This window comes from Kribbella sp. NPDC050281 (genome assembly GCF_040655855.1).
Lineage (GTDB): Bacteria > Actinomycetota > Actinomycetes > Propionibacteriales > Kribbellaceae > Kribbella.
Genome location: NZ_JBFAKS010000054.1, coordinates 22,694 through 43,622, shown reverse-complemented (window position 1 = coordinate 43,622; position 20,929 = coordinate 22,694). Strand labels below are relative to the sequence as shown.

Annotated in this window: 16 protein-coding genes; 5 read left to right on the top strand and 11 right to left on the bottom strand. The window is 68.6% G+C overall.

Going from position 1 to position 20,929, the window contains the following annotated elements:
- The first annotated feature begins 78 nt into the window (after positions 1-78).
- Positions 79-678: a sigma-70 family RNA polymerase sigma factor gene (locus AB0I34_RS39320; RefSeq protein WP_360456078.1), complete on the top strand. Its 600-nt coding sequence runs from the start codon at positions 79-81 to the stop codon at positions 676-678.
- A 41-nt stretch (positions 679-719) separates the two neighbouring features.
- Here the strand turns inward: AB0I34_RS39320 and AB0I34_RS39315 are convergent, their stop codons facing one another.
- From AB0I34_RS39315 to AB0I34_RS39265, 11 genes are all read right to left on the bottom strand, one after another.
- On the bottom strand, positions 720-1,088 hold the full coding sequence (locus AB0I34_RS39315) for a hypothetical protein (protein ID WP_131350811.1): 369 nt from the start codon (positions 1,086-1,088) through the stop codon (positions 720-722).
- Between the two features lie 5 nt (positions 1,089-1,093).
- Entirely contained in the window at positions 1,094-2,707 is a 1,614-nt protein-coding gene (locus AB0I34_RS39310; RefSeq protein WP_360456075.1) for a right-handed parallel beta-helix repeat-containing protein, read from the bottom strand.
- 34 nt (positions 2,708-2,741) lie between these two features.
- The gene (locus AB0I34_RS39305; RefSeq protein WP_360456072.1) at positions 2,742-3,944 is read right to left on the bottom strand and encodes a glycosyltransferase; all 1,203 of its coding nucleotides are present in this window, start codon (positions 3,942-3,944) and stop codon (positions 2,742-2,744) included.
- A complete protein-coding gene (locus AB0I34_RS39300) occupies positions 3,941-5,188 on the bottom strand; it encodes a hypothetical protein (protein ID WP_360456069.1) in 1,248 nt (415 codons plus the stop codon). The genes AB0I34_RS39305 and AB0I34_RS39300 overlap by 4 nt, the downstream gene beginning before the upstream one ends.
- On the bottom strand, positions 5,185-6,819 hold the full coding sequence (locus AB0I34_RS39295) for a hypothetical protein (protein WP_360456066.1): 1,635 nt from the start codon (positions 6,817-6,819) through the stop codon (positions 5,185-5,187). The genes AB0I34_RS39300 and AB0I34_RS39295 overlap by 4 nt, the downstream gene beginning before the upstream one ends.
- On the bottom strand, positions 6,816-8,030 hold the full coding sequence (locus AB0I34_RS39290) for a hypothetical protein (RefSeq protein WP_360456063.1): 1,215 nt from the start codon (positions 8,028-8,030) through the stop codon (positions 6,816-6,818). The genes AB0I34_RS39295 and AB0I34_RS39290 overlap by 4 nt, the downstream gene beginning before the upstream one ends.
- Before the next feature lie 78 nt (positions 8,031-8,108).
- Positions 8,109-10,070: an alginate lyase family protein gene (locus AB0I34_RS39285; RefSeq protein ID WP_360456060.1), complete on the bottom strand. Its 1,962-nt coding sequence runs from the start codon at positions 10,068-10,070 to the stop codon at positions 8,109-8,111.
- Entirely contained in the window at positions 10,067-12,355 is a 2,289-nt protein-coding gene (locus tag AB0I34_RS39280) for a bi-domain-containing oxidoreductase (RefSeq protein WP_360456058.1), read from the bottom strand. The genes AB0I34_RS39285 and AB0I34_RS39280 overlap by 4 nt, the downstream gene beginning before the upstream one ends.
- Before the next feature lie 27 nt (positions 12,356-12,382).
- Entirely contained in the window at positions 12,383-14,302 is a 1,920-nt protein-coding gene (asnB, locus tag AB0I34_RS39275) for an asparagine synthase (glutamine-hydrolyzing) (protein WP_360456055.1), read from the bottom strand.
- Position 14,303: 1 nt separating this feature from the next.
- A complete protein-coding gene (locus AB0I34_RS39270; RefSeq protein ID WP_360456052.1) occupies positions 14,304-15,533 on the bottom strand; it encodes a glycosyltransferase family 4 protein in 1,230 nt (409 codons plus the stop codon).
- Entirely contained in the window at positions 15,530-16,852 is a 1,323-nt protein-coding gene (locus tag AB0I34_RS39265; protein WP_360456048.1) for a nucleotide sugar dehydrogenase, read from the bottom strand. The genes AB0I34_RS39270 and AB0I34_RS39265 overlap by 4 nt, the downstream gene beginning before the upstream one ends.
- A gap of 174 nt (positions 16,853-17,026) precedes the next feature.
- Here AB0I34_RS39265 and AB0I34_RS39260 point away from each other — a divergent pair, with 174 nt between their 5' ends.
- Genes AB0I34_RS39260 through AB0I34_RS39245 form a run of 4 tightly spaced genes read left to right on the top strand, consistent with a single transcriptional unit; the run spans position 17,027 to position 20,915 of the window.
- Entirely contained in the window at positions 17,027-18,103 is a 1,077-nt protein-coding gene (locus tag AB0I34_RS39260; protein ID WP_360456045.1) for an SDR family oxidoreductase, read from the top strand.
- On the top strand, positions 18,103-19,335 hold the full coding sequence (locus tag AB0I34_RS39255; protein ID WP_360456042.1) for a class I SAM-dependent methyltransferase: 1,233 nt from the start codon (positions 18,103-18,105) through the stop codon (positions 19,333-19,335). Before AB0I34_RS39260 ends, AB0I34_RS39255 begins: the two co-directional genes overlap by 1 nt.
- Positions 19,336-19,383: 48 nt before the next feature.
- Positions 19,384-20,250: a glucose-1-phosphate cytidylyltransferase gene (locus AB0I34_RS39250; protein ID WP_360456039.1), complete on the top strand. Its 867-nt coding sequence runs from the start codon at positions 19,384-19,386 to the stop codon at positions 20,248-20,250.
- Positions 20,250-20,915, top strand: a complete 666-nt coding sequence (locus AB0I34_RS39245) for a PIG-L family deacetylase (protein ID WP_360456036.1) — start codon at positions 20,250-20,252, stop codon at positions 20,913-20,915. Before AB0I34_RS39250 ends, AB0I34_RS39245 begins: the two co-directional genes overlap by 1 nt.
- The last annotated feature ends 14 nt before the right edge of the window (positions 20,916-20,929 follow it).

The window sequence follows — 20,929 nt, the reverse complement described above, 5'->3', positions numbered from 1 at the left end:
CCGGCCGGGCGAGTCAACCGCACCACTACGTCGGGGGACGTCAGAACACGCGGTGCATTCCCGAGGGGGGAATTCATGATGCAACACCTCAGTGCCGAGCCCGGTACTGATCAGGAAACGGCCGACGACGCTGTCGTCGTCCGGTCCGAGGCCGCGACCCTGGTGATCCAGGCCGCGTCCGGGGACCAGGGCGCCTGGAGCCGGTTGGTCGACCACTATGCGCGGCTCGTGTGGGCCGTTACCCGCAGCTTCCGGCTCAGCGACAGCGACGCCGCGGACGTATCCCAGATGGTCTGGCTGCGGTTGCTCGAGCACATCCACCGCGTCGACCCCGAGCGGGTCGGCGCGTGGCTGGTCGTCACCACCCGCCGGGAATGCCTGCGGGTGCTGGCGTTCCGCAAGCGGGTCCTGCTCACCTACGAGTCGGCCGCGTTCGAGGGGGTGCCCGGCGACCTGCCGGAGCTGGACGCGGATCTACTCGCCGACGAGCGGGCGGTCGACGTACGGCGGGCTCTGGAGAGCCTGCCGGACCGGTGGCAGCAGCTGCTCGGCATGCTGATGGCCGACCCGCCCGCGCCGTACGCGGAGATCTCGGCGACGATCGGAATCCCGATCGGCAGCATCGGCCCGATCCGCGGCCGGTGCCTGGAGAAGCTCAGACTGCTGCTTGCCTCCTGAAGCAGGAGCCTGTATCCGGCGGCTGGTCCGGATCCGTCTGATCAGAGCATGATCCAGGCGGTCCGGACCGGCCGTTGTGTGCTGCCCGGCCACCGGAGCAGGAAGCTGACCAGCCGGGCCGCGGTCGGTCCGTCGTCGGCACCGCGGGACTCGACCATGACCGGGCCGGACGGGGAGACCCGCAGCTCGACGGTCAGGTCGGTCTGTCCGTGCACGTCCACGTCCAGGGTGATGCCGTACCCGGCGAACCGCAGCCGCCGTACGTCGCCGCTGTCCGGGGCGTCGACGAGGCTGTCGAAGACCACGTCGAGGACATCGAGATCCCGCTCGTGCCGCCCGAACGCGGCGTACCCGACCGAGCGGAGCAGCGCGATCTGCTCGCCGGCGGCACGCTCAGGGGGCCCGATCATCGTGCTCAGCGCTCCCCTTGCACCTTGATCACGCTGTCCTGGTCCTGCCCGTACGGCGCGCCCTGCCAGGCGGCCCAGTTCACCCGGCTGCCCTGCTCGTGCACGACGAAGTTCCACGGACCGGCGTAGGTGTTGTCGAAGAACCGGTTGCCCTGGTGGAACGTGATCGCGTCCTGCACCCTCGCCTCCTTGTACGGCGACCAATCCGGGAACGTGCCCCAGTTGGAGAACAGGCCGTTGAAGCCGCAGCCGCTGCGGAACGCGCAGGTTATCCCGATCTTGTCCGGGTCGAGGCTGAAGACGTTGTCGTGCACCCGCACGTTCTGGGTCTTCCACCGGCAGTCGCCTTTGTACGGCTCGGTGTCGATGGTGTTCTTGTTGCAGGTCTTGGCGGTGACCACCGACGGGTTGACCAGCGTGCCCGAGCCGGTGCTGGTGTTGGCCGGCGACCCGGCGAACCGGTCGGCGTTCTCCCACAGCACGACGCCGGACCAGTTGTCGGTGAAGACGTTCCCACTGATCTCGAAGGTCTTGTTGTAGACGCCCGTCACCCGGGAGTCGCTGCCGGACTCGGAGATGTACACCGCCGGGGTCGGGAAGCCCTTGTTCTGCAGGCCTTTGCGGAGACCGTTGCGGGTGAAGGTGTTGCCCCGGATGCCGGCGTTGTAGCTGGTCTCGTAGACGATGCCCTCGGCCAGGTTGTCGGAGATGTAGTTGCCCTCGATCACGAACCCGGTGTTGTTGGTGTCGGCCCACAGCCCCGCGCTGAGGTTGTCGTGCACCCAGTTGCCTCGCACCACCGCGCCGGTGACCTCCCAGAACTTGCCGCCGCCGGTACAGCCGCAGCCCTTCTTCAGCTTCTCCCAGTCGTCGGTGTTGTTGCCGGCGATCTCGTTCTTCTCGATCGTGATGCCCTTGACCTTGCCCGGGTTGTAGGCGTTGAAGCCGTACTGGCCGTTCTTCTCCAAACAGTTGCCGCGGACAACGTTGTGGTCGCCGACCATCAGCCCGGCGCCGGCGTTCAGCCGGATCGTGTTGGCCTGGATCGTCCAGCGCGAGCCGGCGTCGTGGTTCACCACGCCCTCGTCGTTGTTGGTCCGGGGTGCGCCGAAGTTCTGGATGGTCAGGTTCTTCACCGTGACCCCGGCGGCGTACCCGGTGAAGGCGTACCGGTTGCTCTTCCCGCCGTCGAGGACCGCGCCGGGCGCGCCGACGTAGACGTTGCCGTCCTTCGGGATGACCTGGGCGTACGGCCCGGTCCCGACCCGGTGCATGCCCGGCGACAGCCAGAACGTCGTACCGGCCGGATGCGAGGTGGTGAGCTCGTTGAGGTTCTGGCCCGTGCCGACCACGACCGCGCCGGACGGAGCCGTGGCCGGACCGGCCAGGGCCTTCTCGTTCCCGCAGACCCGCGCCGGCGGCGCTGTCGGTGCGGTGACGTTCGTTTCCGTGGCCGCAGGTGAAGCGGACGGACTGGACTGAGCCTTCGATCTCGCGTCGCCGTCGAGCACGGTGATCCCGACCACGACGAGCGCGGCGACCACGACCGATACCGAGGCGATGAGGAACGGCGGGCGGCGGTACCACGCGTGTCCCGTAGACGGGTCGCGTTGTTCCATGGCGTTTCCTTCGGGGGGCATCTGGGCCTCGGACTCAGGCGGTGGCGGTTACCGGGTGCTCGATCGCGTACCGGTAGATGTCGAGCAACTGATCGATGCTCTGGTGTGGCTGGTGCTTCTTCTCGTACGTCGTCCGGGCCTGCCGGCCGAGATCGTCGTACCGATCGGGGGATGTGTCGACGTCGAGCAGCAACTTGGCGAGCGCGTCCGGACGTCCCGGTTCGAACAATGCGCCGTCGACGCCGTCGGTGATCAGGTCCGGGAACGACCCGTGGCCGGACGCCAGCAGTGGTACTCCGACTGCCATCGCCTCGACGACCACCAGGCCGAACGTCTCCTCCCACTCCGACGGCAGGACGACCGCCCGGGACGAGCGGATCAGCTCGAACACCTCCGGCTTGGTCATCATCCCGCGCAGCTCGACGGACGGCCGGGTGGCCGCCCAGGCGGTGACCTCGTCCAGCATCGGGCCGCCGCCGGCGATCACGAGCCGGAGCGCGTCGTCGCCGGCGATCGCGCGGTACGCGTCCCAGCCCTTCATCAGCAGGGGAGCGCCCTTGGCCGCGTCCAGACGTCCGACGTACGTGACCTGGCGCTCCTTCGGTCCGCCGACGGGGCCGTCGTACGGGACCACGTTGTGTTTGACGAACGTCCGGTCCGGCTCGAAGTCCATCGCGGCCATCAGCTGTCGTTGGGACTCGGAGATGAAGATGTACGCCGATACCAGGCGGCGCCAGCTGCGCCGGTGGCTCCGGGCGTTCAGCACCGTGGTCGAGGTCGCCAGCGCGGATCCCCGGTAGCAACGGTGGATCACCGCGGGCGCCGGGTTGCCACCGGCGCAGTCGTGGCAGACCTCGCCGTTGCGGAAGAAGTCGCCGCTGGCGCACAGCAGCTTGTAGTTGTGCAGGGTGATCACGACCGGGACGCCCGCCTTGCGGCACGCGTACAGCACGGACGGGCTCAGCAGCGGGAACGTGTTGTGGATGTGAACGACGTCAGGCCGGTCCTCGGCCAGGGCAGCGGCGAGGTCCCGCCGGCTCGCCGGGTTCCAGACCACGCGGGCGGGCAGCGTCGCCTTCTGCCATGCGGGCCAGTCCTCGATGGCGTCACTGTGCCGCTCGAAGTGCCGGACCTCGTGGCCGAGGGCGGTCAGCGCCTCGCTCTCCTGGTCGACCACCCGGTTCTCCCCGCTCGGCGCGGTCGACCGGTACCGGTTGTGTACCAGCAGGATCTTCATCGCACTCCTTCACGGGTGGATGTGGAGTACACGAGTGACGCCGCCAGCGTCAGCTCGAGCAGGTACGGCGACGCTTCGCTGAGGCCGCTCTCGGTGAAGGACGCGACCACGCAGTACGCGACCAGGAAGAGCGCGAGCGCGCGATGCGGGCCCTGCGGGCGGAACCAGGCGGCGGTCAGGACGAACAGCACCAGCATGATCGTGATCGCGACCCCGACCAGCCCGACGTCGTAGTACGTGCCGAGCCAGTTGCTGTCGATCGGCAGGCCGTTGAAGGACTTGTTGGACAGGCCGAAGCCGAACAGGGTCTCGAAGGCCGACCGCGGCTGGGCCAGGATCGAGTCCCAGACTTCCCGGCGGCCGGTCAGCGCGGTCACCTCTTCGGCGTCCTGGCCACGAGCCAGCCAGGTCGCTACCACCGAGCCGAGGGTGAGCGCCCCGACGGAGAAGGCGGCGAAGCCGATCGCGAACGACTTGCGGACCCGCGACCGTGCGGTGAACAGGCTCAGCCCGGCGATCAGTACGCCGGCCAGCATCGCGACCAATGCGGTACGGGTATGCGTCAGCAGCAGCACAGGAATAGCCACCAGCACGCTGGTGAGCGCGACTCCGCGCCGGAGCAGCCCGGACAGCCACAGCACGATCGTGAGGCCGGCCGCCACCGCGGCGTAGTGCCCGACCTGCGTCGGTGGAATCGGCCAGAGGGCGCCGCCGAGCCGGTCCTCGGTCAGCGCCAACCCCGGCGCGACGAGCAGCCCGAGGACGACCGAGCCGAGGATGCTCCACAAGACCAGGAGGTGCGTCCGGACGAGCAGGAGATCCCGGCGGGTCCACCACGGTGTCAGCAGCCACAGCACCATCGCGAAGGTGAACAGGCGGCCCGCGCGGAACAGCGCACCGAACAGGAACTCGGCCCGGACGCTGGCGAGCAGGCCCTCGGCCGCCAGCATCAGCAGCAGGAAGATGAACACACTCGGCCGGATCCGGACCGGCCGGTTCACCGACAGCGCCATCATCAGTGCGCCGACCAGTGCCCCCTGGGCGATGAGCTTGCCGACGGACCCCGGGATCGGCAGCAGGTGCGGTGCACCCGGGAAGAACGTCATCACGTTCAGGACGAGCAGTGCCCAGGTGAGCTGGACCCGCCGGCGCCGCCGGACCTCGGGCGCGACCACCCGCCTGGTCGGGCGGTGGCCGAGCCGCGTGGCCAGCTGCGTGCTCCACCGGGTGGTGATCGTGGTCATCGGCCGAACATCTCGACGTCCACCGTCCTCGGCGTACCGGCCTCGGCTTCGGCGACGCCGACACCCTCGTCGGTCTGATCCGGACGGAGGACGACAGCGGTGTCCAGCTCGAGTCCGGCCAGCCGCAGCATCTCGCCGGTGGCCTGGATCTTGGTGGTGGTCGATTGGCCCGCGGTCACCACGACGGCGGCGTGCGACGCCCACGTGCCCAGGTGATCGGCGCCGATCTCCGGCGTCAGGGTGGTCAGGGTGAGAACGATGTCCGAGACCTCCCAGGCCGAGTCGAGGGCGATGTCGCCGGAGCTCGACGGCCGGTTGGAGTCGCTCAGGTGCAGATAGCAGCCTTGCGCCGGTCCGCGGTCCGGATCGGGGCGATGGACGTCGATCCGACGGCCCGGTTCGCTGAACCGTGACTCGTGCGTGCCGGGAGTCTTGACGCCGAGCATGCCCGCGAGCCTGCCGGTCTCGGTGAGGTCGGCCACCAGTACGTGCTTGCCCTCCTCGGCCAGCGCGACCGCCAGCGACGCCACCACAAGGGCACAGGTCTTCACGTCGTCGACACTGACCACGGTCATGCCCGGCGTGGGACGCTCGCCCCAGAAGATGCGCTGAGCGAGGTGCTGCACCATCAGCCGGACCTCCGGCTGCCGTCGCTGCGAGTCGCTCAGGTACCGGGGATAGGGCAGCAGCCGCCAGCGCGGCGGCCGTTCGCTGCTCAGCCGGACCCGGGTACCCAGCGCACGGGCGATGTCCTGCCGCTTCCACAGCCGGTCCGAGATCAACGCACGAACGATGACGAAGCCGAGACCGATGAACAGCCCGGCGAGCAGCCCGGTGGCCGCGTTGATCGCGATCGTCCGCTTGGCCGAGACCGGCACCGGCGCGGCCGCGTCGAGCATCCGGCTGCTGTTCATCCGCGAAGCCTGGACCTTCTGGTCGTCCAGTTGCTGCCGGATGTACTGCGCCCGGTCGCGGGCGGCACCGAGCCGGGTCGCCACCGCGCTGGTCGGGCTCTTCAGCTCGTCAGGATCGTCGCCGGCGGCGCGGACCGCCTGCTCGGCCACGGTCACGTCGCTGTCGGCCGCGGTCTTGTCGCGAATCAGCGGCGCGTCCTGCAGCGCGATCTGCTCCTTGCGGTAAACCAGAAACACCTGTGCGACGACGGTCGCCAGCTTGGTCGCCTGCTCAGGAGTCTTCGCCGAGGCCGTGATCTCGAGCACCCGGTCGGTCTTGGCGCCCACGGTGTACTCCTTGAGCAGATCGTCCTGGGTCTCGGGCAGCTTGAGCAGGTCGATGACCCGCTGCGCCACCGTGTGCGTGGTCGCCAGGCTGACATCCGTGGCCATCGCCTTGGCCGGGTCCTCACCATCGCGATGGGTGAGCAGCAGGCGGGTCGATGAAGCGTTCGTCGTCGGCACTACGACGGTCGACGCCAGGCCACAGCCCAGCCCGACGATGGCGACGATCAGCCAGATCCGCAGGTGCCGGCGGACTGCGTCGCGGAGAAACCGAAAGGTGACCAGCGCGTCCGGCGGGTACGCGGTCGACGGTCCGTCGTCGGCGAACAGGCCGTCGTCGTCGGTCCAGGCCGGCTGGCTCACCACGGGCTCGGTGGAGGGCTGGTTACTCATTTGCCCCTCCTCGCGGTACCGGTGAGGAGGGTCGGCAGCCGGGAACTCGACCGGCGCATCGACTGCGAGACGCGGCCGATGGTGCGGTCCGTCGGGTCGGGATCGGTGACGACCAGGCCGTCGATGTTCCGGTCGTCGGCCGCGGCCGCGACAGCCAGCCGGGCCAGTTCCTCGGCCGTCACGGTGCCGGCCGACAGGGCGACGATCGTGTTGGTGGTGCGCTCGGCGCCGACCAGGTGCGGCGCGTCCCGATCGACGACGACCAGGTGGATGCTCAATGCGGTGGTGCCGGCCGGCTCTTGGTGCGAGTCGACCACGATCGAGGTGGTGATGCCGATCGACGTGGCGAGCGCGGCCAGTTGCGGGCCGAGCGGCAGTGCCTTGTCGTCACCCGCGAACGAGATGACGGTCAGCGAGACAGGCCCGCCGCCCTTCACGTCCAGGCCGAGGTGATGCAGCGTCTTGCGCAGACTCCAGGCCTCGACAGCCGTTGGTGAGTAGTGCTCGAGCAGATAGGCCCAGTCGGACACATCGGTTGCCTGGTACGACGAAACCGACGCCAGCACCGGAAGTCCGACCGCGTCCGCGATCTCGTCCCGCAGCCGCAGCCGCCGGTCGCCGCGGACCTTCGCCAGTACGCCGATCGAGCCGGCCACGGCGCCGATCAGTGCGCCGAGCAACCCGAAGATTCCCAAGTGAATCGCGAGATTCCCGCCCCGTGCGGTAGTCGCCTGCTCCAAGACCCGTGCCCCCGTTTTCTTCCCCAGGTCGCCGGGCAGCTTCTGGTCCGTGGTGACGAAGACCAGGTAGACCTCGGCGACAGCATTCGCCAGTCGCATCGACTGACCGGCCGTCGTTCCCTTGGCGTCGATCTGGATGACGTCGTCGGTGACGGCGGTGACCTTGACCCTGCCCTTGACCACTTCGGAGGGCAGCGCGGGCGACAGGTTCTGCCCCGCGCTCCTCAGCACCGGCTCGCTCTCCGCGATGAAGACCTGCGTCTCGATGCTCTGCGTGCCCGTCGCCTTCTCCGGATCGGCTGCCAGTGGTGGCGGCAGCACCACGAGCGAAGTGGCGGTGTGCAGTGGCGGCACCAAGAACCCGGCGGCAAGACCGACGAGCAGGCCGACCGCTGCCACGGCAGCCACGATCAGGCGGTACCTGCGAATGGCCCGCCAGGACTTCTTGACGTCGAGCTGCTGTGCGCTCACAGTCCCCTCCAGTCGAACGCCACGGTGGTGTCCTGTAATAGAGGGCGGTGAAAGAGGGGTGATACAGCCGATCTCCGGTCAAGACCGGAATCGAAATGTGCTGATCGCCGGGTCCTCCGCCGTGAGGTTCCCGGTACCGACGAGCGTCGTGATCGGGACCTTGTGCCCGAATCGCGGTGAGTACCAGCCCAGCAACGGATCGTCGTCACCACGGTGCGCGGACCAGCTCAGGCCGGCCGGCAACTCGACGACCGCCGAGCCGTTCGGCCACTCCAGTCGTCCGGTCGCTCCATCCAGGTCGATCGTCACTTCCGGCCCGAGATGCCACGCGATCCGTACGCCGGCTGTCGTATCGAGCCGGTCCTCGACCCGCAGTACCCCGTGATCCAGTACGGCGGTCCGCCGGTGTATCACCGGGTTGTCGCCGGATTGGTAGCCGTCTTGTTCGGCGTCCCACGTCGCCACATCATCATCGGCGGCGAAGCGGCGTACCCGGCCTGTTGCCCCGCGCAACCAGAGGAACGGGCCGCCTTGGACGGACTGCTCGGTTCCGGATACCTCGACGGTGTTGTGGGCGATGGTCGAGCGGAAGTAGTTTCGCCAGGCCTCTTCACCGTGGTAGCAGTACGTGCCTGGATCCGCCAGGACGTCGACGCCGCCGACCCGGACCTCGAGCGAGAGCGCGTCGCAGTGCGCGTGGGCGGCGATGGACAGGAAGCCGTGCGGGCCCGCGTCGGCGCGGCACCAGATCTCCGGCCCTGCGTCGCGGCTGCGCAGGATCGTGAGGCCCGCATCCTCGAAATGCTCTGGTCGTTCGGCTGGACGATCGGATTGTCGACCATCTACCAGTGAACCGACCAGGGCCGCGGTCGCCGTGACCGGGACCTCCGGCCACCAGGGCGCGCGGCCGACGACGGCGGCGCCGAGGGACAGGAACGCCGACCAATTGCTGACATTCGGCGGATCCAGGACCAGCACCATGCCCTCGTCGTCGTCGCCCTGACGTGGCGGCCGCAGGGTGTTGTCGACAATCGCCGCGGCCACGTCGATCGTGCGGGTCAGCAGTGCCCAGGTCTTCTCGGTCAACGGATGGCCGGCCTTGTCCGCCTCGAGAGCGGCGTACAGGCCGAGCTCGGAGACGAAGCGGTGGTAGTCGGTCGCGAGTTCGCGGTTCACGCCGGACGGGAAGGTGTTGGCGTCCAGTTCACTCTCGAGGAGCGCGGCCGCATCGTCGCGCCAGCGCGAGCTCTGGGTGAACCACGGGAACGCGCAAGCACCCACGAGCTGCCCGGCGGCCTCGGCGATCACATGATTGTTCGCCGACGAACCACGGCTGCGGAACGCGGCCAGATAGCGCTGGTGCCAGTAGATCTGCCGGAGCGCGAGTTCGTTGTGCTCGAACAGGTCGGTGACCTCGGGCCAGTCGTTCAGCAGTCGCCGGATCCAGGTCCAGCTGATCAGCCGGATGCCGATCTCGATCCCGCTCGCCCAGTGCACACCGGACAGGAACGGGTTGGACCGCCACCAGTCGTTCAGGTGCTCGGCGACACGCTCGGCGTACGCGTCGTCGAGGGTCAGGTACCAGGCCGCGGCCAGCTGGGTGAGGTGGTGGTGCCGGGACAATTCCCAGACCTGCTTGACGTTCCCGACCAGTTCCTCGTTGCGGTGGTTCTGCCGGAAGGTGTACTGCGCCGGGTCGGACCGCCGGCCGGTGGTCGGGTCGCGGAACCAGTCCGGCGAGCGCAGATCCGTCCGGTCGGCGCCGAGCACCTCGAGCTTTCCGGCCATGATCGCGTCCGCGGTCGCGATGATCGCCTTGCGCGCTTCCTCCGGTACGGCGTCCGCCGCATGCGACGGCAGCGTCGTACCGAAGGTCAGCTCCTTGCGTACCGGCGGATGCACCTGCACGTCCTGCCCGGGCCTGACCTGCTGATAGGCCCAGGTGGTACGACGTACGTGGTCGCGCGTACGCCAGGCCAGCTCGGTGGGGGACATCCGGCGCAAGCGGCGGACGTACCAACCCAAGGGCTGGCGGCTCACACCATCTCCGGACGGCCGCTGGCCAGGCTCCGGTCGACGGCGATGGCCGCGCGCGTGGTGGCGATCAGTGAGTCGAACGAGATCGGCATCGGGCCGCCGGACTTGACCGCGGCGACGAAGCGTTCGAGTTCGACACGCTGGCCCTTGTCGGTGCCGCGGGCCTTCCGGGTCGACGGCTTCCGGCCGGCCCAGACCGAGGCGCTCTGGAAGTTGTCCAGCCGGCCGTTGCGGCCGCCGCCGGTGATGTCCAGCGTCTCCTTCGGGAACCGCGCGTTGCCGCCGCCGACGTACGTGATCTGGCCGGCCGAGCCGTTCGCGAACCGCAGGGTGACGATGACGTCGCCGGCGTCCGGTCCGGGTACGGCGTACACCTCGGTGGGCGGGCTGTTCAGCCACCAGGCCAGGGTGTCGATGAAGTGACCGCCCTCGCCGCCGAACCGGCTGCCCTCCTTGTCCTGGTCGAGGTACCAGCTGGACGGGTCCAGCCGGCCGGCGTTGACCAGGTAGCGCAGCGAGTAGTTGCCGCCCGGGTCGCCGAACCGGTCGCGCAGGTCGGTGAGCAGGGGAGCGAACCGGCGGTTGAACCCGACCATCAGCCGGTCGTTGCCGGTAGCATCGACCGTGGCGACGATCCGGTCCACGTCCTCGGTGGTCAGCGCCAGCGGCTTCTCCACGAAGACCGCCTTCCCGGTCTCCAGCGCCCGGCACGCCAACTCCGCGTGACTACTGTGCCGAGTCACCACGAACACCGCGTCCAGGCTCTCGTCGGACAGTACGGCGTTCGCCTCGGTCGAGATGTTCTCGAACCCGAACCTGCGCTGGGCGTTGGCGGCGGACAGTGACTTGTTGGTCGCGACGTGAGCCAGGACCGCATCCTCGTTCTTCTGCAGGTGCGGCAGGAGCATGCTCGATGCGTAGTTGCCTGCCCCGATGAACCCCAGCCGTGCTCCGCCGGCGGAAGCCGGCCGCCCGGCCGGCTCCCGCCGGCGGGTAGTAGTCGCAGCATCCGTGGACCCGGGCGCGGTTCGGGCAATTCCCGCCGCGCTCTGCGCCGCGCCGGCTCCGGTGTTGTGCGCCGCGCTGGCTCCGGTGTTGTGCGCCGCGCTGGCTCCGGTGTGGGCCGCTCCATTGCCTTCCGCCGTTTCCGCGGCGTCCTTCGGGTATTCGAAGAGGAAGCCGACTCCGGGGAGGGCTCCTGTGCTGAGTTGCTGGTAGACGTCTGTCGCGTCGGCGATCGGGAAGGTGCCGGCGATCAGGGAACCGATGTCCATCTGTTCGCGGGCGATCAGGTCTATGAAGCACGCCAGGTTGCGGCGTTCGGTCCAACGGACGTAGCCGGCGGGGTAGTCGATGCCCTGGAGTTCGTAGCGGTCGTCGTACCGCCCGGGACCGTAGGAGCGGGAGAACCGGACGTCGAGTTCCTTGTCGTAGTACGCGTTCCACGGCAGGTCGAGCCTGGTCTTGCCGATGTCGACCACCCGGGCGCGGTCGCGCGCCAGCCGGGCCGCGGTTTCCACCGGGCCGTTCGAGTGACCACCAGCGGCGAGCAGGATGTGGTCGGCACCCAGTCCGCTGGAGGCCTCGAGGATCGACCGCTCCAGCGACGCGATGCCCGCCTCGTCCGCGGACGAGCAGTGCAGCGCGCCGGCCTTCTCCGCCATCCGGCACCGGTCGTCGACGGTGTCGATCCCGAACACCCGTACTCCGGCCGCAACCAGCAGCCGCACAACGAGCTGACCGACCAGCCCGAGCCCGATCACCACCGCGGTGTCGCCGAGCTGCACCTCCGACTGCCGTACGCCGTGCATCGCGATCGCACCGACCGTCGAGAACGCGGCCTGCTCCGGCGGTACGCCGTCCGGCACCGGCACGCACAGGTTGACCGGGACCCAGTTGTACTCCGCGTGCAGCGCGAACTCGTTGCCCGCGGCAGCGACCAGTTGCCCGACGCTGAACTCCTCGGCGCCGGCGCCGACCTCGACCACCACACCACACAGCGAGTAGCCCAGCGGCGTGTACGAGTCGAGCTTGTTCATCACCTTCTTGTAGGTGTTGACCGCGCCCTGCTGGGCGACCGAGTCCAGCACCTTGCGGACCTGGTCCGGCCGCGCCCGCGCCTTGCCGAGCATGGACAGCTTGGCCTCGCCGACCTTCATCAGCTCGGTGCCGGTGGAGATCAGCGAGTACAGCGAGCGGACCAGCACGCCGCCCGGCGCACAGGTGGGCGGAGGCACGTCCAGGACCGCGAGCTCACCGGACTTGTAGTTCTGTGCAACCTGTTTCATGCCAGTCCTTCAGAGAGTGTGGAGCCTTCAGAGTGAGGTGATGGTCACGCCCAGGGAGCGCATGTGGCGGGTCCAGGTCTCCAGCGTCAGCAGCTGCCAGATCTGCTTCGAGTAGTCCTCGCGACCGGCCCGCTCGTCGTCGACCAACCGCTGTACGGCGGCCTGCTGGAGGAAGCCGCTGCCGACGAGTTCGCCGCGGAGCAAGGTGTCGTCGACCAGCTCCCGCAGGTCGTTGCGGACCCAGGCCCGCAGCGGCGCACTGAACGACGCCTTCGGCCGGTAGATGATCTCCTTCGGCAGCCAGGCCTCGGCCGCCTTCTTCAGCGCGAGCTTGCCCTGCCGGCGGTGGATCTTCTCGCTGCCCGGGATCGAGAACGCCGCGGAGGCGACGATCGGGTCCACGAACGGCGTCCGCACCTCGGTCGACGCGGCCATGCTGGACCGATCGGTGTAGGCCAGGTTGAGCCCGGGCAGGAACATCCGCGAGTCCGCCAGGCACATCCGGTTCACGTGATCGTCGAGCGTCGTGTCGTGATAGATGTCGCTGTGCTCCGACAGCAGCTTCCCGACGTACGGCTCCAGGTCCGGGCTCAGCAGTCCGGTCAGCTGGTCGCCGTCGTACATCGTGTAGCTGCGCCGGAACGCCGTCTCCTCCGGCAGATCCGCGAAGGTCAGGAACCGCTTCGCCCAGCGGGCGTATCGCAGTCCGCGACCGTTCACCGTGACCGGCATCCGCCGTACCGCCGGGCCGATCAGACCGTTCCGCAGTACGCCGGGGAGCCGCTGGTACTGCGCTCCCATCACGCACGCGAGGTGTTTGCGGTAGCCACCGAACAGTTCGTCGGCGCCCATCCCGGACAGCAGCACCTTGACCCCGGCGGCGCGCGCGGCGTCGCACATCAGCAGGGTGTTGATCGCGGCCGGATCACCGATCGGCTCGTCGAGCGTGTCGACAATCCGCGGAAGCAGGTCGACCACGTCCGGGGCAATCTCGATCTCGTGCAGGTCGATGCCGAACTGCTGCGCCACCTTGCGCGCGTAGATCGCGTCGTCGGGCATCGCCTCGAGCCGCTGGTCCTGCGCGCGGAACGTGATCGTGTACGAGTCGACACCCGGATCGAGCCGCTTCGCCAGCACGGTGACGAGGCTCGAGTCGAGACCGCCACTCAGGAACGTCGACACCGGCACGTCGGCGACCATGTGAGCGGCGACCGACTCCTCGATCACCGTCCGCAGATCTGCCCGCGGCCCTGCGGCTGCCTGGGTCGCGATGTCGGTCACGCGCCAGTACGTCTCGTGCCGGCTGCTGCCATCCGGCCGGAACTCGGCCCACGAACCCGGCGGCAACTTCTCCACGCCGTCGATCGCGCAGCGCTGCTCGGGCAGCCAGTAGTAGAGCATCGACGCGATCAACGCGCCTGGCTCGGTGCGGAGCTCCGACCCGACCGCGGCGACCAATGCCTTCAGTTCGGACGCGAAGACCACGCCGCCCTCGCGGCGCAGGAAGTACAGCGGCTTGATGCCGAGCGGGTCGCGGGCCAGGTACATGCTGCCGCTGTCCTCGTCCAGCATCGCGAACGCGAACATGCCGCGGAACCGCGACAGCGCGGCCGGACCCCAGCGCCGCCACGCCTCGAGCACCACCTCGGTGTCCGAGCTGGTCCGGAACGCGACGCCCGACCTGGACAGCTCGGCGCGCAGTTCCTTGTAGTTGTAGAGCTCGCCGTTGTAGCAGATCGTCAGGCCGCGCTTGGTGAACGGCTGGTCCGCGCCCGACGACAGGTCGATGATCGACAATCGACGATGTGCGAGGTGCGCCCGCACGTCACCGTCCTCGAACCGGTAGACATGGTCGGCGTCCGGACCGCGGTGCGCGATCCGGTCGCTCATCGTCTCGGCCAGCGCGAAGCCGTCGTGCTGCTGGTAGCAGCCGGCGATGCCGCACACCTCAGGACCCCGTGGCCCGGGCCACGTCGCCGACCTCGCTGACGTGACCGGTCAGGCCGTCGTACACCTCGAGGTAGGCCTTCTGCTGGTGTTTCCAGGCGAGCACCTGCTCGACCCGTTCGCGGCCGAGCCGGCCCATCCGGCGGCGCCGAACCTCGTCGTCGAGCAGGTCGACGATCGCCTGCCCGTACTTCGCGACGTCGTTGGGCTCGACGTACACCGCGGCGTCCTCGGCGGACACCTTGGTCTCGATCAGGTCGAAGGCGACGACCGGGAGCTCGAAGGCCATGTACTCCATCGTTTTGTTCATCGTCGACACGTCGTTCAGCGGATTCTTCGGGTCCGGCGACAGGCCCGCGTCCGCGGTCGACATGACCGCACGCACCGTCTCGTCCGGCACCCGGCCGGTGAACTCGACGTGCTCGGCGAGGCCGAGCTCGTCCCGCAGCGCGACCACGTCGTCGAAGGAGTCACCGCCACCCATCAGCGTGAACGCGATGTCGGTCCGGCCGAGATTGTTGACAATGTGATCCGCCGCGCGGACCACGATGTCGACCCCGTCCTGCGGTCCCATCACACCGATGTAGGTGACCAGGTACCGGTGACCGCGACGCAGGGACTCGTCCACCCCGCCGCGGCGCAACTTGTCCGGGTCGGGCCCGGTGCGGACCACGGTCACGTCGTGGTTCGCCTTGCCGCTGCGCGTGATCGCGATCCGGCGGTAGGAGTCGTTGGTCGAGGTCACGTGGTCGGCCTTGCGGTGCGTCATCCGCTCCAGGAACCGCAGTCCCTTGTACGGCAGGCTCGTCGTACCGCCGAAGCGGGACTGGAACAGCTCCGGGCACAGGTCGTGGTGGTCGAAGACGAACTTCGTCCGGTCCAGCCGGCGCAGCAGCATCGCGATCGGCCAGAAGATGTCCGGCGGGTTGCACGCCTGCAATACGTCGAACGTGCCGGCCTTGCGCGCCCGCAGCACCAGCCGCAGCGTCGCCAGGAACGAGTACGCGTACTCCGCGACGAACCCGATCTTGCTCCCGCCGGGGGAGTAGGCCTTGTACTGGTGCACGGTCACCCCGTCGATGACCTGGTACGACGGGTCGCCCGGGCCCTTCGGGCAGACGACGGTCACCTCGTACCCGGACGCCACCAGGGCCTGGCACTCCAGCCAGACCCGGCGGTCGAACGGCACCCACAGGTTCTGGATGATGATCAGTACGCGCGGACCGCTCACCAGCCGACTCCTTCGTATCCGGGCAGTGCCTCGACGGCGTCGCCGAGCCGGCCGCTGAGGTCGATGGTCCGGGACGGCGGAGTGCTCAGCAGGGCGTCGATCGCGGCGGTGTCGGTCGCCGACACGATCGCCAGGTCCGCGCCGGCGAGCGCCGCGGTCGGGTCGTCGGTCAGCACCCGTTGCAGGTGTGGCAGCTTCGACGTCACGTGCCGCAGGTTCGCGCCGACCAGGCGGCTCGGGTTCACGATCGCGTCGTAGATACGCAGGTTGTAGCCCTTACCGATCAGCCGTTCGGCCAGCTCGACGCTCGGGCTCTCGCGCAGATCGTCGGTCGCGTGCTTGAAACTCAGGCCGAGCAGTGCGATCTCGCGTCCCGGGCCGGCCACGACCCGGTCGACGACGTCACGGACAGTCAGCTCGTTGGTCGCCAGCGTTCCGGCGAGCAGCGGCAGGTCCGTGTCGTTGACCCGGGCCAGGTGCAGGACCGAGCGCAGGTCCTTCGGCAGGCACGAGCCGCCGAACGCGAACCCAGGCCGCAGGTAGTACGGCGAGATGTTGAGGCTCGTGTCCTGGACGAAGATCCGCATGACCTCGCGCGAGTCCACGCCGTAGTACCGAAAGATCCGGCCCATTTCGTTGGCGAACGACACCTTGGTCGCGTGGAACGCGTTGCAGGCGTACTTGAGCGCCTCCGCGGTCCGGACGTCGACAACCTGAACGTCGACGCCGAGGAACCCGAACAGGTCGGTCAGGGCGGTGCCGACCTTCGCGTTGCGTGTCCCGACGACGACGAAGGGTGGATCGTAGAAGTCGGCCAGCCCGGATCCTTCCCGCAGGAACTCCGGGCACATCGCCGTACCGAAGGTGAAACCCTCGGCGACCGGTACGTCGGCCAGCACCTGCGCGACGACCTCGTCCACGGTTCCCGGCGGGACCGTGCTCCGGACCACGATGCTGTGGAACCCGGATTCCGGCGGCTCAGCGACATGCGCCGCCTCGGCGATGTCGCGGACCGCCCGCCGGATGTAGGTCAGGTCGGTACTGCCCGCCGCGGTCGACGGCGTCCCCACACAGATCAGCGAGACGTCGGCGCGTTCCAGCGCGAGTCGCGGATCGGTGGTCGCATGCAGTCTTCCCGCGGTGACTCCGTCCGCCACCAGTTCGTCCAGGCCCGGTTCGACCACCGGGCTGTGTCCCCCGGTGATCGGACCGACCTTCGCAGTATCGACATCGACGCCCCAGACGTCGTGGCCGTTGGCAGCCAGGCACGCAGCCGTCACTGACCCCACATAGCCCAAGCCGAATACGGCAACCTTCATAACGCCCCCCACAGGCTCATGACGCGGGCAACCCCCACGTACGGCAGCAGCGCAGAGAAGAGCAGCCGCGGCCGCCCCCTGATACACACCGCCGGAAGAAATTGCGTGTATCAGGCGGCCCGGTCGCCGATCTGTATTGGGCGACAGACCAGTGCTGGGGTGAGGGAGCGACGGATGAGGGTTCTGGTCACCGGGGACCGGGGATATATCGGCGCTGTGATGGTGCCGTTCCTGCGCGATGCCGGACATCAGGTGGACGGGCTGGACACCGGGTTGTACGAGGGGTGCGATCTGCTGGGAGGACCGGATCCGATCGGGAACCGGAAACCGCGCGACATGCGGGACGTCACCGCGGCCGAGCTCGAGGGGTACGACGCCGTGGTCTGTCTGGCCGCGTTGTCGAACGATCCACTCGGTCATCTGAACCGCGACGCGACGTATTCGGTGAACCTGGACGGGACGCTCAAGGTGGCCCAGGCGGCCAAGGACGCCGGCATCGAGCGGTTCCTGTTCGCCTCCTCCTGCAGCCTGTACGGCGCGGCCGGCTCCGAGGCGGTCGGTGAGGACGCGGACATGTACCCGGTCACGCCGTACGGCGAGACCAAGGCGCTGGCCGAGAAGGAACTGTCGAAGCTTGCCGATGACACGTTCAGCCCGACCTACCTACGCAACGCGACCGCGTACGGCGTGTCCACCCGGCTACGGCTCGACATCGTGGTGAACAACCTGACCGCGATCGCGATGACGACCGGGCAGGTGCGGCTGGAGAGCGACGGGACGCCGTGGCGGCCGCTGGTGCACATCGAGGACATCAGCCGGGCCTTCCTGACGGTGCTCGAGTCGCCACGCGAGGTGATCCACGACGAGGCGTTCAACGTCGGCCGGTCCGAGGACGTGGTCCAGGTCCGCGACATCGCCGAGATGGTCCGCGAGGCGGTGCCCGGCTCGACCCTGTCGATCGCCGACGGCGCCGGACCGGACCTGCGCAACTACAAGGTCGACTTCAGCAAGCTCAACGACACCTTCCCGAACCTCAAGCTGGCGTGGACTGTGCGCAGGGGCGCCGACGAACTGGCCGCCGCGTACGAGCGGCACGGCCTGACGCTGGAGGACTTCAACTCCGCGCAGTTCGTCCGGCTGCGCCGGATCCAGCAGCTGCTCGGTGCCGGCATGGTCGACGACCAGCTGCGCCGCCAGACCGACGAGCAGTTCCCCGGTCCCGGGGACGCACTATTCAAGGAGAAGCACTGATGGGGGAATCAGTCGCCTGCCGCCTGTGTGGCGAGACACTGACGCGGACGTTCGTCGACCTGGGCATGTCCCCGCCGTGCGAGAGCTTCCTGCGCGCCGACCAGATCGACAGCGGTGAGACCTTCTATCCGCTGAACGTCCGGATCTGCGACAACTGCCTGCTGGTCCAGCTCCCGGCGTACGTCGCGGCCGACGACGTGTTCAGCGACTACCTGTACTTCTCGTCGTACTCGACCAGCTGGGTGGAGCACGCCCGCCGGTTCGTCGTGGACATGCAGGAGCGGCTCGACCTCGGCGCGGAGAGCCTGATCGTCGAGGCGGCCAGCAACGACGGCTACCTGCTGCAGCACGCGACGGCGCTCGGCATCCCGGTGCTCGGCATCGAGCCGGCCGCGAACATCGCCGCGATCGCCAACGAGAAGGGCATCCGGACCGAGAGCTACTTCCTCGGCGAGGAGACCGGCAAGGACGCGGCGGCGCGGCACGGACAGGCAGACCTTGTCGTCGGCAACAACGTGTTCGCGCACGTGCCGGACATCGTCGACTTCGCCAAGGGCCTGCGTGCGCTGGTGAAGGACGACGGCCTGGTGTCGCTGGAGTTCCCGCACCTGCTCCGGCTGATCGAGCGTCGCCAGTACGACACGATCTACCACGAGCACTACTCGTACCTGAGCCTGAAGACCGCCGCGCTGGCGCTGGAGAAGGCCGGCCTGAAGGTCGTCGACGTGCAGGAACTGGCCAGCCACGGCGGTTCGCTGCGGGTCATGTCGACGCCGATCGAGACCGCGGGCGAGCCGACCGAGCTGGTCGGGAAGGTCCTGCAGGACGAGGCGGACGCCGGCCTGCACACGGTCGAGGGCCACCTGGGCTTCGCGACCGAGGTCTTCACGATCAAGTCCGATCTGCTGGAGTTCCTGATCCAGGCCCAGCGCGACGGCAAGTCGGTCGCCGGCTACGGCGCACCCGGCAAGGGCAACACGCTGCTGAACCACTGCGGCATCCGCGAGGACCTGCTGCCGTACACGGTCGACCGCAGCCCGCACAAGCACGGCATGTTCCTGCCGGGCACACACATCCCGATCTTCGCCCCGGAGCGCCTCGCCGAGACGCGCCCCGACTACATCGTGATCCTGCCGTGGAACCTGCGGGAGGAGATCGTCCACCAGCTCGGCTACGCACGGGAGTGGGGCGCGAAGTTCGTCGTACCCATCCCGCGTCTCGAACTGCTCTGAATCGTAAGAGGGATCTGACAGCACTCAGTGGGGGGAAGGAACAGCGCGATGAAGGTCGTGATCTTCTGTGGGGGGTTCGGGCTGCGGATGCGCAGCGGCGTGGACTCCGCGCCGAAACCGATGATGACGATCGGCGACCGGCCGGTCCTGTGGCACGTGATGCGCTACTACGCACACTTCGGCCACACCGAGTTCATCCTGTGCCTGGGCTTCGGGGGGTCCGCGGTCAAGGAGTACTTCCTGCGGTACGAGGAGACGGTCTCCAACGACTTCGTGATGTCGAAGGGCGGGCAACGGATCCAGCTGCTCGACTCCGACATCAGCGAGTGGAAGATCACCTTCGTCGACACCGGGATCGATACCAGCATCGGTGAGCGGTTGCGCCGGGTCCGGCCGTACCTCGAGGACGACGACGCGTTCCTGGCCAACTACGGCGACGTGCTGACCGACGCTCCGATGGACAAGATCGTCGACCACGTGATGACCAGTGACATCACCGCCAGCCTGCTCGCGGTGCCGCCGCAGGCGTCGTTCCACGTGGTCGAGTTCGGCACCGACGCCCGGGTCACCGGGCTGCGGTCGGCGGCCGACCTGAACGCGTGGATCAACGGCGGCTACTTCGTCATCAAGAAGGAGATCTTCGACGTCCTGCACGAGGACGAGGACCTGGTCGGCGACGCGTTCCCGCGACTGGCCGCGATGCGCAGGCTCGAGGCCATCCCGCACCACGGGTTCTGGGCGCCGATGGACACCCTCAAGGAGCGCAGTCAGCTCGAGGAGCTGTACCGGTCCGGCAAGAAGCCGTGGGCGCTGTGGAGCCACGAGGCCCGCGCGCAGCGTGGCCAGGTGATGGACAAGGGCTTCGACGCTCCGGCCGGATCCGTCGGCGACGACCCTGTAGTGGTGGCGATCTGATGTTGCCGTTCCAGCTCGGCCTGATCGACGGGCCGGTTCATCTGGTTGCCCTCGGCGCCCATCCGGACGACATCGAGATCGGCTGCGGCGGCACGCTGCTGAAGCTGGCCGAGTCGGTCCCGGAGCTGACCGCCGAGTTCGTCATCGCGACCGGGTCCGCACTCCGGCTGGAGGAGGCCCGCCGCGCGGCGGAGCTGTTCCTGCCCGAGTGCGAGGTGACCGTCACCTCGGCCGAGCTGCCGGACGGCCGGCTGCCGTCGTACTGGAACGAGACCAAGGAGTTGCTCGAGGCAACGGCTCGGGCGGCTCAGACCGGATCGTCGCGGCGCCCGGACCTGGTGCTCGCGCCGAGCCGCACCGACGCGCACCAGGACCACCGCCTGATCGCCGAGCTGGCGCCGACGGTCTGGCGGGACCAGCTGGTGCTGCACTACGAGATCCCCAAGTGGGACGGCGACATCAGCCGGCCGTGGCTGTACGTCGAACTGACCGAGGAGCAGCTGCGCGACAAGATCGCCCTGCTGCGCAAGGCCTACCCGTCCCAGGTCCCGCACGACTGGTTCGACGAAGAAGTCTTCGCCGGACTGGCCCGTCTGCGCGGGATGGAGTGCCGCGCGCGGTACGCCGAAGCGTTCACCACGGCCAAGGCGACGTTGACATGGTGACCGGAGGGGATGCA